The 13,576-nt window shown below is 43.1% G+C and carries 9 protein-coding genes; 6 read left to right on the forward strand and 3 right to left on the reverse strand.

Features of this window, described 5'->3' with window-relative positions:
- Positions 1–127: 127 nt before the first annotated feature.
- Together QZY95_RS01340 and QZY95_RS01345 are read right to left on the reverse strand one after the other, a co-directional pair.
- Positions 128–1,525, reverse strand: a complete 1,398-nt coding sequence (locus tag QZY95_RS01340) for a DUF3999 family protein (RefSeq protein WP_290918322.1) — start codon at positions 1,523–1,525, stop codon at positions 128–130.
- Positions 1,512–4,397 carry a DUF2339 domain-containing protein gene (locus tag QZY95_RS01345; RefSeq protein WP_290918324.1) on the reverse strand — a complete coding sequence of 962 codons (2,886 nt, stop codon included), beginning with the start codon at positions 4,395–4,397 and terminating at the stop codon, positions 1,512–1,514. The genes QZY95_RS01340 and QZY95_RS01345 overlap by 14 nt, the downstream gene beginning before the upstream one ends.
- Positions 4,398–4,961: 564 nt before the next feature.
- Between QZY95_RS01345 and QZY95_RS01350 the strand changes: the two genes are divergently transcribed.
- The 4 genes from QZY95_RS01350 (at position 4,962) to QZY95_RS01365 (ending at position 10,176) form a co-directional block, all read left to right on the forward strand.
- A complete protein-coding gene (locus tag QZY95_RS01350) occupies positions 4,962–6,488 on the forward strand; it encodes a hypothetical protein (protein ID WP_290918341.1) in 1,527 nt (508 codons plus the stop codon).
- Complete coding sequence (locus QZY95_RS01355; protein WP_290918327.1) at positions 6,481–7,038, forward strand: GNAT family N-acetyltransferase; 558 nt, start codon at positions 6,481–6,483, stop codon at positions 7,036–7,038. The genes QZY95_RS01350 and QZY95_RS01355 overlap by 8 nt, the downstream gene beginning before the upstream one ends.
- 455 nt (positions 7,039–7,493) lie before the next feature.
- The gene (locus tag QZY95_RS01360) at positions 7,494–8,864 is read left to right on the forward strand and encodes a sodium:alanine symporter family protein (RefSeq protein WP_290918329.1); all 1,371 of its coding nucleotides are present in this window, start codon (positions 7,494–7,496) and stop codon (positions 8,862–8,864) included.
- Between the two features lie 250 nt (positions 8,865–9,114).
- Complete coding sequence (locus tag QZY95_RS01365) at positions 9,115–10,176, forward strand: metallophosphoesterase (protein WP_290918331.1); 1,062 nt, start codon at positions 9,115–9,117, stop codon at positions 10,174–10,176.
- A gap of 58 nt (positions 10,177–10,234) precedes the next feature.
- Here the strand turns inward: QZY95_RS01365 and QZY95_RS01370 are convergent, their stop codons facing one another.
- Positions 10,235–11,599 carry a M23 family metallopeptidase gene (locus tag QZY95_RS01370; protein ID WP_290918333.1) on the reverse strand — a complete coding sequence of 455 codons (1,365 nt, stop codon included), beginning with the start codon at positions 11,597–11,599 and terminating at the stop codon, positions 10,235–10,237.
- 438 nt (positions 11,600–12,037) lie between these two features.
- Here QZY95_RS01370 and QZY95_RS01375 point away from each other — a divergent pair, with 438 nt between their 5' ends.
- Positions 12,038–12,265 carry a hypothetical protein gene (locus QZY95_RS01375; protein ID WP_290918336.1) on the forward strand — a complete coding sequence of 76 codons (228 nt, stop codon included), beginning with the start codon at positions 12,038–12,040 and terminating at the stop codon, positions 12,263–12,265.
- A 53-nt stretch (positions 12,266–12,318) separates the two neighbouring features.
- On the forward strand, positions 12,319–13,576 hold a 1,258-nt coding region (locus QZY95_RS01380; RefSeq protein WP_290918339.1), incomplete at its 3' end, for a portal protein.

The raw sequence follows: 13,576 nt of genomic DNA on the forward strand, positions 1-13,576 counted from the left end.
TACTATTTTGACTCTGTGGTAGCCGAGATCTATTACATATGTTGAGCAGCGCCGTCCTTTACAGGACGGCGTTACTTTTTGATTTTCTATAGAGTAGAGTCGGCAAAATAAATGCCTTTATGTTGCCTTACCCCGCCTTATTTTCATCGTTCATACTTTTCATCAGACTATACGCCATTTTTCCCAACCCGCAGACGCCTAAGACCAGCACAGCCCAGAGTATCCATGACTTCCATGGATATTCGTGTACAGAAGAAGACGTTAACTTCGGTTTTCCGCCAAAGACGGTGTAGTCCGTTAATGATGCAATTCCGATAGATTCAGAAAAGCCATTCTCTTGTAGGCTTACTGGTGCCATAGGCGCAATTTGTGAGTTTCCAAAGCCTGCAAAAAAGGGAGATGTGCCTCTAGCCAGAAAACGGAGTTTTTCTGGAGCCCAACCGAACTTGAGTTCGGGGGCATGGCTTCCGAAAGCTTCTTTCTGTGAATTAAGTTTGAGTCGCCAATACTTAAATCTTCTTGGTGAAAAATTAAGTGTACCTTCTTCAAGAATAGTTCCCTCTTTAGTGAGAGAATAAATGTTTTTGGTTTGGCACGGTACCCATTGGGCGTGTACGTCATTTCGTGCCTCAATGGTTACATTCCCGAAGGTATTTGGCTGTGAGAAGCTAACTTGAACACTCGAAACAGGGTAATATCCATCCAACTCATAAAGAAACGAAGCATCATCATTAGAATCTATCGTTCCAGCAACTGCAAACCAGTTACGTGTTACTTTTCCGACCTGTGATTTTTTATCAAAATTAGCTGTCAGCTTTGCTATTTTTACAGGCTCAGTATGATCAGCCCAGCTTAGTTTGTAGTACTTGTATTCACCATGGGGGAGACTGATGATGTTTTTAACAAGAGTTTCTTTTTGATGAACTAAGTTTGCGAGTACTGAACTGGATGCAGCGTTGTTCCAGTGCTCTAAGTCGTTACTGCCGTTGATACTGATTTTTTTGAAGAACTGTTTGTTATTTGCAGTGTCAAACTTAACAAGAATATTTTTGATCGGCGCTTCAAGCATAGAAGCATCTATCAAATATCCTGAGAGTTTTTCTTCTTTGGCCTTCAGGTCGTCAGCAGATGTTCCAACTTTGATAATGGTGCCCTGTGAGTTTGTCGAAATCGCGATTCCTTTTAAGGCCGTAGTACTTTCATGTTCTGAGTAAAGAGGGAAAAAGGTAAGCGGTCTGGAAGGAATTGCGATAGATGTCAGCGAGTTTTTATCTTGGGTGATTATTTCATACGGTACTATTTCAGAGTTGGAGTTGAATATTCTGATGTCACCAAGGTCACTTCTTGTGACAGATTGGTATACGTTCTGTGGCAACAGAAATTCGTAGACACTTTTTCCATCAAGAAATTTTACCGTGAATCCGTAGCCGAAATCATTAGGTGTTATGTTTACAGCTCCCCATGCTGAGGAAGCTGTAAACATAAGCATAAGTAGCAGTGTTCGTCGTAGACTAGATATCTTCATTCGAAAGAGCCTCTGGAGATTGGCGTTTAGGAGGAATAGGTGAGAAGTAGCCAACGAGCAGCAAAATTATACCAACGCTGATAAATGATACAATTCTTTCAATTGTTCCAGAATTTGAAAGATCTATGAGGAACAGTTTGATTACAACAATTCCCATCAAGGCTCCACCAGACAGCCATAACAAACGATGTATTTTTTTAGATGCTACGATCATCAGGGCTATTCCGATGATTGACCAATACATAGATAATGACATTTGAACGAGCGGGGATGAGAACAGCGAGTTAATGTCAAACGGGACACCTGCAAATTGATGAATTGCTCTCATAAGTACTCCGTTTAACCATAAGAAGTACGTTCCAGCTAACACGATCGCTATGTGCATTTTTTCAATATGTTTGATCTTTTTTATTTTAAAAAGCCAAATTGGAAGAAGAATCATAAAGAACGCTTGTACCGCTTCAAGTGGATTTATTATTGGGATGTAGAGGAGCGGAGTCGCGTTCCCTGTTGAATAGAGTGTAGAAAAGAAGACCCACATCCATGTAAATGCTAAAATGGGACTTACTCCAAGGAGCAGATAGTCATCGTAATATTTTTTTATCGGCCAAGATATTTTATCTGACTTCAAAAGAATGAGTGCAGAAAGGCTGATAGGCACAAGAGCGTATGAGGCAGTCTCCCAGGCAGCTCCATTCAATGCAAACTGCGAAGTGATCCATCCAAGTTCTCCCGAGCCGATAGCAGCTAATAACCAAAGGGCACCTGCGTGACCATATTTGAAGAAGTTGTTTTGAATGTGGGGTAAGTCTTCGTTGTTTTTCAATATGTAGTAGTAGGAAATAAAAGCCAATGGCCACACAAGGTACCCTGCATATGCGAACGGGTGGATGTTGTCGGTAAATATTCTCAGAGCCAAGGCTGCCATGAAGGCAATGGATGCAAAACTTATTTTAGTAAGGTAATGCCAGTTAAGTTTTCGTCCCAGAATGGAGCAAAGAAAAAGTCCTGCGCAGACGTAAGCTGTCGAGAGATTTTTTGCACACATCGCGGGAAAGTCGGTTATATCGGGGCTGGAAGCGTTCCACCAAGCAGGCAGATAATATTCGATTTCAATATATCCACCAATGATCCACCAAAGGTTTCCTAAAACAAAGAATATAGGAATAAGCGGGTGTTCATCTTTTGATAATTTGTTTGAAAATTTAAATCCAAGAAAGCTAATTACCAATGAACTTGCGGCAACCATAATGCAGCCAAGGTAGAAGCTATTAAGAAACGGTGGTCCAAAACTAATAGCTTGATAATCCGTTATGAAAATAAATCCTGATGCAAAGAGTAGTAAGGAGCTGAATATTCGAGCTAGCAGACGATCCTGCTTTAAGCTGATCCAGTATATTCCAGCAGCTTCAACTGCCCATACGGCAGCGGTTAACTGACCATTACATGCCAGTGGGATTGTAATAGTGGCGAAAATAGTGCCCAAAGCAAAGAAAGCTTCTACAAGCAGTTTGAAGTTGCTGTTCTTTTTTTGAAAGAGGTAACGAGCCAAGCTGAGATAAAAGAGAGAGGCAATTAATGCGCTGAACGCTGATGCATATTCAAATGTGTGAACAAGTTTTACTTGGAGTGCAAACGCCATGATTGCATTACCAAACACCAATGTTCCATCAACATAGCCTTTTAGATTTGGTTTTTGTCTTTGAGCAAATTTAATAGGGATTGCGACATAGATAAGAAAGAATATGAGCAAGAACGGTTCTACAGTCCAGAATAGATGGCTTTGATAGCTGAGGTATCCCCATGCTGCACTAATGATGTAGGTAAAAATAAAACCAAGAAGGTTTAAAATTCTCCATGACTTAAACCATGCAATGGCGAAAATTCCGCAGTTAAGTAAAGCATAGTAACTAAGTAATACGAGATGGTTACCTTGACCTGTAGAAACCAGTATTGGGGCAGCAAAGCCTCCTATTATGCCGAACGCCGCAAGAGACTTTGAGTTTTGGATAATTGCAAGCCATGCAGTAAAAGCAGCTAACCCGACCAAAATTATAAATGCTAATGGTGTGGGGATAAGGCTGTACAGCTTTAATGATGCAAAAGTAGTAATAAAGAGAATACCAATACCGCCACCTTGAACAGCCAGAGCGTAGTCCGGCTTTTTACGACGTAATCGCCAGCCGAGTTGAGTTAAAATAACTCCACCTAATGCTGCCGCAGCTAATCTTAATTCAACTGGCAAGTATCCTTGCTCTGCTGTAAATTTTATTAAGAAGGAAATACCGAAAAATAAAATTACAAGTCCGATTTTTACAACGGTGTTTCCTGTTTTAAAATAATTGAGAACGAGTTGGAGAAGTTTATCGATTTCGTGATCAATGCTTGGAAATTGAGATTCTTGTTGTTTCTTTTTAGGGGAGGGGTATGGTCTTGGCTTTGTTCGCGTCGTTGCAGACGCATTTTTTTTGGGCATTGTGTTAACTTTAACCAATGGAGTTTCCACGGCGAGGTCGGGTTTTGCCGTAGCTTCTATAGGTGATGGCTCGTGTTGTGGTGGCTCTGTTTGTTCATAAATGAAGTCTTCAGTGTCTTCAGAGAGCTCTGTATCTGTTTCAATAGTCTCGGGGAGCTTAGTACTTATTACATCAGATCCAGAAATTTCTATGCTGGGTTCAGTAGATTCTGAATGATTGTTTCTAATTTCAGTGTGTTTAAGAGGGATGGTGTTTTCGAGTGCATTAATTCTTTCAGTTAATGCTTGAATTTGTTGGTTAAAGTTAATTCGTAGTAATTGAAGTTTGTTGTTAATAAAAACATAAACGAGAGTAGCGATTACTCCGCAAAAAAAGGTAATTGCAGTAAATGTCATATCAAAATTCTCATTTTGTGACTGCTCGGAATAGAAGTCTTTTGCTGTTTAAATAAATACAAAAAAGATGGTAGAGAGAACTGGGAGATTTAATACGTTAGTTAATTATCTACGCTGATGAAGATAGTTAGTAGAGTAAGCAAAACTTTAATGAATTAGGTAAGTATATTACTGTAAAGATAAAATTTGATTAGCCAGATGTATCTTCATATGAGCACTTAGGCGGGGTCTGTAGCTATTTAATAGCTATTTATTTCCTGATTAGATGTAACAAAGACAATTTCTTTAATCTCCTGACGTTAAATGGGCGCTATGGTGTAGAAAATACTATATAAAAGTTGTTTGTTTTGCATATAGCCCTTTCTAATCTTTTGCAATATGTAATATATGCAAAAAGCTATTCTTTTTGCATGTAGTGCATGCCCACTCGTTCTTCAAGCTACTCCCCGTCTACCCTTCGTACAACAGTACAGTACCCTGTTATCGCCCCCCTTTGACCATTCTCAGAGCGTGAGTTCTGAAAGGTGTCAGTAGTATGCTTTCTCATTGCTGGAGGAGGGCATGATGGAGTTACATTCACGACTCAAAGCTGCGGAGGAATACGCAGCGCTTTTTGCTGAAGCACGAAAAGATTCTGAAGGTGCTGCGATTCGTTTAATGGCAGAGCTGGGGAAGCGAGATCTTTTTTTTCTTCTTACCCGTATAATGGGACGCAAGGATATGGATCACGACTGGCATTTTGCACGGTGTCGCGAGGTGCAGGAAAGTCCGGATGGGATGTTGGATCTATGGGCTAGAGAGCATTATAAATCGACTATTATTACCTTTGGGTTAACGATCCAGAATATTTTAGTTAACCCCGAAGTTACCGTTGGGATATTTTCGCATACCCGCCCGATTGCAAAAGGTTTTCTAGCGCAAATTAAATACGAATTTGAACAAAATGAAGTACTGAAGCGTTGTTATCCTGAAATTCTGTGGGAATCTCCCAAAAGAGATTCGCAACGATGGTCCGTTGACGGCGGGATTGTCGTGCGTAGAGAGAATAATCCTAAAGAAGCTACTGTAGAGGCATGGGGGCTTGTAGATGGTCAGCCAACGGGAAAACATTTTCAGATTCTTGTGTACGATGATGTTGTGACCCGTGACTCTGTTTCAACACCTGAAATGATAAATAAGGTTACAGAGTGCTGGGCTCTTTCACTTAACCTCGGAATGCACGGCGGGGTACAGCGCTATATTGGAACTCGATATCACTTCAATGACACCTACAAAACAATTATGGATCGAAAAGGTGCGGTACCAAGAATTTATGCGGCAACACAGGATGGGAAAGCAGACGGAACGCCGGTGTTTTTATCTTCCGAAGAACTAGCAAAAAAACGCCGGCAGATGGGACCATACGTCTTTGGATGCCAGATGTTGCAAGATCCAAAGGCGGACAGCGTGCAAGGATTTAAGGAAGAGTGGGTACGGTATTGGCAACCTTCAGAGCCTGCGCATTGGGAGGGGATGAACCGGTACATTGTTGTTGATCCGGCCGGGGAAAAGAAGGCTAACAGTGACTATACCGTAATGCTTGTAATTGGGCTTGCAGAAGACGGAAACTACTATCTCATTGGTGGGGTGCGGGACAGAATGAACCTTACGGAACGCGCAGCCTGCCTTTTTTCTTTGCATAGGCAATACCGCCCTGTGGCTGTCGGGTATGAACGATATGGAATGCAGGCAGATATTGAGCATTTGCGTTTTGAAATGCAGAGCCGAAATTATCGGTTTGATGTGCTGGAACTTGGGGGGAGTATTCCGAAAAAAGATCGCATCGGTAAGCTGGTTCCTTTGTTTGAGCAGGGACGAATGTATTTGCCTGTTCGTTCGCCTTTTCGCGATCAGGAAGGTACATGGCGCGATCTGACAAAGGAATTTATTGCAGACGAGTACATGGCTTTTCCTGTTAGTACTCATGATGACATGCTCGACTGCATGGCTCGGATTCTAGATCCGGTGCTTGGGGTAGAGTTTCCTTCCTTATCTTCACAGAATGTTGAGAGTTTTAATTTGGGAAATATGGAGTATGACCTGTATGAATAGTGTTTACAGTGAGTTGGCTGCAAAAATAGAAATTAGAGCACACATCCCGAATTTCGCTGATTGTTTGACCGAATCAGAGTTGGCAAACATTTGGCAATCCATATGTGAAGAGGGCAAAAAAGACATAGTTTTTTACGATGGTGAAATTGCAACATGTGACGATTTTGTTCAATTTATGCAAGATGATACAAACTATGTGTATGTTGCCTATGAAGGGGGGGAATTACTCGCTTTAGTATGGCTTAACAACTTCATGGGGCGGTGTGCGATGATTCATTTTACAATGTTTTACAATTCAAAGGGTAGAGAGCAGGATATCGCCACGTATTTATTGAATTTTTTACTGTTTTCAAGGGATAGGGGTGATTTTTGTCTTGAAGCGCTGTTTGGCCTTACGCCACGGGTGTACAGGCATGCTTTGCGCTTCATTGAAAAGTTGGGGTTTCGATTAGTGACCGAGATGCCTTCGTCAGTTTTTTTTCAAAAAAAAGAGAAAAAATGTCTGAAAAGTGCAGTTTTTTCAATTATGAGACGTGAGTATCTTAACTAGTTAGAATAGCATGAAAAATAAAGAAAAATCAGGAGCTTGTGAAAAACTTCATTTTTACCTAACCTCCTGAAAAAGCATGTGTTTTATTTGATTATGTGCTCAACTAGTTTCGGCCAATCATGGATATTTCAACAAAAAAGCAAAAAATGGAACCTTGCTTGAACATTCAGTGTGCGAAAGTAAAAAGTCATCATGTTGACGAAATGGTAAAACAGCGTAACATGGCTCATGATTCGTTTTAGTCGAATGGGCTTTAGTATTTTGACTTGGTCGTGAGCTGTACTGGGACTTGCAGCTTTCTGACTGATGGCTAGACCCATATTCTCGAAGTTTTTCGGGAAGGTATTAAGTCATAGCTGCGGGTGACGGATGAAGATCTGTTGTCCCTGTGCACGTTTTTTAGCCGCTCTATATGTTGAGTGCGAAAGCGTGAAAGAAGCAACAGGAGTATGCTGATGGAAAGCTTTATGTCATGGCTGGAAATGATCGACGGATGGGTATGGGGCCCTGTAATGCTGACGCTGTTGGTTGGTACTGGTCTTCTGCTTACAATTATGCTGAAGGGCTTGCAGTTTAGAAAACTTGGCTATTCTTTGTATCTTGCTCTTATTAGACGTAAGGATGCAGATGCAGACGAAGGCGATATTTCTAACTTTGAAGCTCTGATGACCGCTCTTTCTGCAACAGTTGGAACCGGTAACATCGCCGGTGTTGCTACCGCGATCGCTGTTGGTGGTCCGGGTGCTCTTTTCTGGATGTGGATTACCGGTCTTGTAGGTATGGCTACCAAATATGGTGAAGCCGTGCTTGCTGTTAAGTATCGCGTAAAGGATGAAAACGGCGAAATGTGTGGTGGTCCTATGTACTACATCGCACGTGGTCTGGGCTGGAAAGGTCTGGGCGCTGTGTTTGCATTTTTTGCAACCATTGCTTCGTTCGGTATCGGCAACATGGTACAGTCTAACTCTGTAGCACTTGCTGTTAAAGATACCTTTGGTATTGATCCTTTCATCGTCGGTATTGTTCTTGCCGTTCTGACTGCTCTCGTAGTTCTTGGTGGTATTAAGTCTATTGGTAAAGTTACCTCTATTCTTATTCCTATCATGATCGTATTCTACGTTGGTGGTGCTCTGTTTATTCTTCTCACAAATATTGAGAAAATTGGCCCTGCATTCGGGCTTGTTTTCGAATACGCCTTTAACCCAGTGGCAGCTACCGGCGGCTTCGCAGGTGCAACAGTTGCAGCTGCTATTCGCTTTGGTGTTGCTCGCGGCGTATTTTCTAACGAATCCGGTCTTGGTTCTGCTCCGATTGCGGCTGCAGCTGCTCAGACCAAACACCCTGTAGATCAGGCTCTCGTTTCCATGACTCAGACCTTTATTGATACAATCGTTATTTGTACCATGACTGGTCTTGTAATCATCATGTTTAACTGGGATTCCGGTCTCACAAGTTCATCTCTTACAACTGAAGCTTTCCGCCTTGGTTTTGAGGGTGGACAGTACATTGTAACCATCGGACTTATTCTCTTTGCTTACTCCACCATTCTTGGCTGGTGTTACTACGGTGAAAAGTCCATTGAATACCTGCTTGGTGTTGGCGCTGTTAAGCCGTACCGTATGGTATACATTGCAGCTATTCTTTTTGGTTCTGTACAGAAAGTAGGTCTGGTTTGGACTTTGGCAGATATCTTTAACGGTCTCATGGCTCTTCCGAACTTGCTTGGACTTATCTTCCTCAGCCCGGTTATTGTCCGCGAAACTCGTGAATACTTCGCAGCGAAAGAAGGTGTTGCACCTGAAGCACTGCGTCACGCTGACAAATAACTCCTGACCGAAACATCACTTGGAAAGCCCCTTTTGAGAAATCAAAAGGGGCTTTTTTTGTCACTCAAATGCTGTTTGTGGGTAACAGTCTGCATTATTATCCACCTTATTGTATTTATTTGAAATGGTAGAATGATATGGATTGAATATCTTCGAAAGGATGCAGTGCTTTGATTATTGCGAGGTGTTGTAACATTTGATTGTCAAAGGTTGTTTTTTCAGAAAACGGACAAAAACAGGAACAGATGTAATGAAAATAAGCAGTCGTCGTCATTTTCTTCAGGCAGGAGCAGCTACGATCATTGGTATGTCATTAGGCGGGACAAAAGCATTTGCTACTCCTTCTAAGGCTTCTTTCTCTCCAGTGCGTTTTGGAGTGTTGTCTGACCCGCATTTAGACATAAAGGGAAAGAACGGTATGAAGATGAGTGCAGCCAGTGTGGACTGTGTGCGTCAGGTTGTTCAGAGCTTAAATCGGGAGCGTGATCTTTCATTTGTAGTCGTGACAGGAGATTTACTGTTAGACGGTGAAAAACAAAATGCTGAGGCCATAAAAGAGCTTTTGGATATGTTGACGGTGCCGTACTTTGTTATTGCAGGAAATCATGATTTTGTACCCGTAAATGTTGAAAAGCACAGGGATGGTTTTGACTATTTGACGATTGAGGAGTTTGTTCATTTCTTTAAAGGGAAGGGATATGATGAATCTGGAAAACGGTATTGGGCTCATTCCGTAGTTCCGGGGCTACGTATTATTGGGCTGGATGCTAATTTACCGTATGAAAAAAAGAAGTGGGGTGGCGTTGTTCCCCAAGAACAGCTTGATTGGCTTGATAAGCAGTTAACTGAGCATAGTGATGAAATGAATATTGTCTTCATGCATCACAACGTAATTCCATGGTCTAGCGATGAGCTTAAAGGAGGGCCAAAAGCATGGTTCTGTGTTGATAACGCAGAAGCTGTCAGGGCTGTTCTTGAAAAGCATGCGAATGCAGCGCCGTTGATGATTACCGGGCATCGTCATATTGGAATGCGTGTAGATGAGCTGGCAGGCGTCAATTACATGGTAGCCCCTTCTGCCAATACACATCCCATGCGATATTCAGTGCTGACGGTTTCTCCAGAGGCCGTGACGTGGAAGACTCCTATGGTAGGCGTTCCAGAGGCTGTTCATATTGAAGCCCGCAATAACCTGCTGAAAGCCACATGGTGGCGGCAAACACAATATGCGCAACGAAGTGCTACGAATGATAGTGAGGTGCTGGAGTTCTACGAAAAGAATTCGCAGAGAATCGGCACTAAAATTTTATAGGTGAGCATTAAAAAGCCCCGCAGAATTTTTCTGCGGGGCTTATGTAGCATATAAGGGGTTATAAGGCTGCTTTTGCAATGGCTTCAGGGGTCAGCGATGCCAGTGTTTCAGTCATAACACGCTGCTGTGCAACCTGTAAGAATAAACGTACTTGAGAAAGTTTAAACTGAGCAAGTTCGACTTTTCCAAGTTTTGAAGGGCGGGGCAGTTTCGCTGTGAGCGGGTTAACTGCTTTACCATTCTTGCGCACTTCAAAGTGCAAATGAGACCCAGTGGAACGACCAGTGTTCCCAACATACCCGATAATATCACCAGCTTTAACTTTGCTGCCGCGTTTTAGTCCTTTTTTGAACCTACGCATATGCGAGTAACTTGTCTGGGTGGATTTATCGTGGCGCAGGCTTAAGTGGTTACCATAACCGCCTTTGCGTCCGATAAAATCGACTGTACCGTCTGCTGCAGCATGAATGGGAGTCCCCCTTGGTGCTGCATAGTCTACTCCAGAGTGAAACATTCTTCGCTTCAGAATAGGGTGGCGACGGTAACCGAACTTGGAACTGATTCGTGCGTTCTTAACAAGTTCGATTTTCCCTCTGCTAACTGTAGTGTTGCCTTTTGCATCGAAATACGATCCGCCGGATTGGGCTTCATAGTAAAAGAGCTGCATGGCAGGATCTTTTCCTAAACGAACGTATTTGATGTGCGGGGCAAGTCCAGCCGCTTTGGGGTAGACTTCGTAGATAACTTCAAAGTCTTTGTTAGCAATGTTTTTTCTAGTTAGTTTTTTCCGTTTTGCTAGAAGCTTGTGAGCTTCAGCTGCGACAGAAGCCGGGAGACCAAAATACTGTGCATCTTTAACAAATGAGTTTTTGATGACACCTACTACGTACTGCAGTTTTCCCTTGTACTGAGCACGCTCGACAGCAGCTTTATAGGTACCGTTTGGTTGCAGCCTGACTGCAAAGCTCCGGTTGTTTTTTAGCTGCACACTGAGAAGAACAAGTTCTTTTTTCTTAGTCTTTGGGACTACTCTCAGTGTCAGGGTTAAAGCTAACCCTACATCGAATCGGAAAGGCTTATGCTTTAATGTTGTGGCAACGATTTGACGCTGTTGCCTTAGCGGTACGCCAGCTTTTTTCAGCACCCCATACAGGGTGTCACCTCGTTTTACCGTAATCTTTTTGGTAATGAGTTTGTCGTTGGCGAAAGTTGGAACGAGCTCCTTTGGGTGCGCGTTCTTAGGATTTTTTTGTTCCCAACCATTCATGAGGTAGGATAGGTCGTAACGTTTTTCTAATGATGCGGTACTAGTCGCTGAAGCATTTGCAGGATCAGACAATACAAATAGTGAAGTAAATAGTAGTAACGCAATGGTAAAAAACAAATAATCCTTTTGTTGGTTTGTAAAAAAATACGTTTTCATAAGTGTTTTCTCGTTTCCCAATGCTCGAAGTGCACTACTTACTTCAATAGGGCTTGTCTACCCCCTCTTTTTTCAATTGAATTATAGACGGTTGAATGAATATAATATTGCTTATGGTATAATCAAAGTCATTTGTTTACATCTTTTTACATTTTGAAAGTGTTTACTTTATTTCGTGATTGCGTCCACCGTTGTGACGTACGTGTGGAACCACGGTAACACCCATGTATCACCCCGTTTTCAACGAATTTTAAAAAAGAGTGTTTTATCTTCGCCCTGCGTGCTGAGCGCAGGGCTTTTTTCATGCTTTGTGCTTGTATTTCAATATGTAGTGAGGCTGCCGGTACTGTGTTTGGTGTGATCGTACTTGGCGAAGTTGGTTATATCAGTTGATGGTTTGGACAACACTGCCGGCAGCTATTCAAAGGAGAAAACAGTATGGGCGGAGGAAAAGGAAAAATAACCGTGGTGTCTCCACCACCTGCTCCGGTACCACCGGCAGCCCCCCCTGTGCGGGAAAGACAGACCGCGAATAAAGCTGAATTGTATTCAGCTGCGGCCAGAAGCCAGCGCAAGCAGGATGGCAGAAGGGCGACAATTCTTACTGGCGGCATGGGCGATGAGTCTGAAGCGCGAGTAAGAAAGAATACTCTACTGGGTAGTTAGGCTATGGGGGCAAGTATGTTGCGCAATGTTCTCCAGAAGACACGGAGGAAAGAGTGTCACAGCCATTGTTAAAAACTGTTCGCAATACTGCGGCATTTCTTGAAGCCCAGAAAAATGACTGGGAGCCTGCATGGCGGGACGTTGCTCAATACATCGTCCCTCACAAAGGGACATTTTCGTATGCAGAGTCAGAAGGGGCTGGCCGTTTCAGTAAGAAGATTATTGACGGTACTGCCTCCAGATCAATCCGTATTCTTGCTGCGGGAATGCAAAGTGGTCTGACTTCTCCTGCACAGCCATGGTTTCGCTTACGACTCGTGGATAAAGATCTGATGGAGCTTTCATCGATTCGTTTGTGGCTCGATGCTGTTGAAAACCGAATCTACAATGAGCTGGCGCACGCAGGGTTTTATCAGGCTGCCCACAGCATGTATTCAGAACTGGCGGCTTTTGGCTCGGCAGATATGTACATGGCTTCAGATGTTCAACGTCCATTTAGCTTTTCTTGTCTTACTTGCGGTGAGTATGCCTGGGCATCTGACCGGTACGGAAAAATAGACACTGTGTTGCGGCGGACAAAGATGACAGTACGTCAGGTGGCAACTCAGTTTGGAGAAGAGCGGCTTTCACGCACAGCTAGGCGGATGCTGACACGTGACCCTTACAGCATGATTGAAGTGGGACATCTTGTTTGTCCACGAGAGGGGAAGAATTTTGTAGGGACAGCCCAAAGAAATATGGTTCTGGCTGGCAGTAAAAATATGCCTTGGGCTTCAATTACATTCGAAATGGGGACAGACGCTACAGGCATTTTGAGTGAAAGCGGGTTTATGGAGTTTCCACATTTATGCGGAAGGTGGGATGTCACCGGAGCAGATGTGTATGGCTATTCACCGGCTATGGATGTGTTGCCAGATGTCAAAATGCTTCAGGAGATGGCGAAGAGTCAGTTGCTGGCGGTGCATAAGGTTGTGAACCCGCCGATGCGCGTTCCTGCTGGCTATAAGCAGCGTTTAAACCTGATTCCCGGAGCGCAGAATTTTGTGAATAGCGCACAGCATGATGCTGTCTCACCGTTGTATCAGATTAATCCTGATATTCAGGCTGTTTCATACAAAATTGATGATGTGCGTAGAGGGATACGGGAAGGGTTGTTTAATGATCTTTTCCTAATGTTCACAGGAGAGGGGCGTAGCAATATCACCGCAACAGAAGTGCTTGAGCGCAGTCAGGAAAAAATGATCATGCTTGGTCCTGTTATCGAAAGGCATCAGACCGAGATTTTTGATCCTCTTTTAGCCCGTATGCTCG

The organism is Halodesulfovibrio sp., assembly GCF_015482765.1.
Classification (GTDB): Bacteria; Desulfobacterota; Desulfovibrionia; order Desulfovibrionales; family Desulfovibrionaceae; genus Halodesulfovibrio.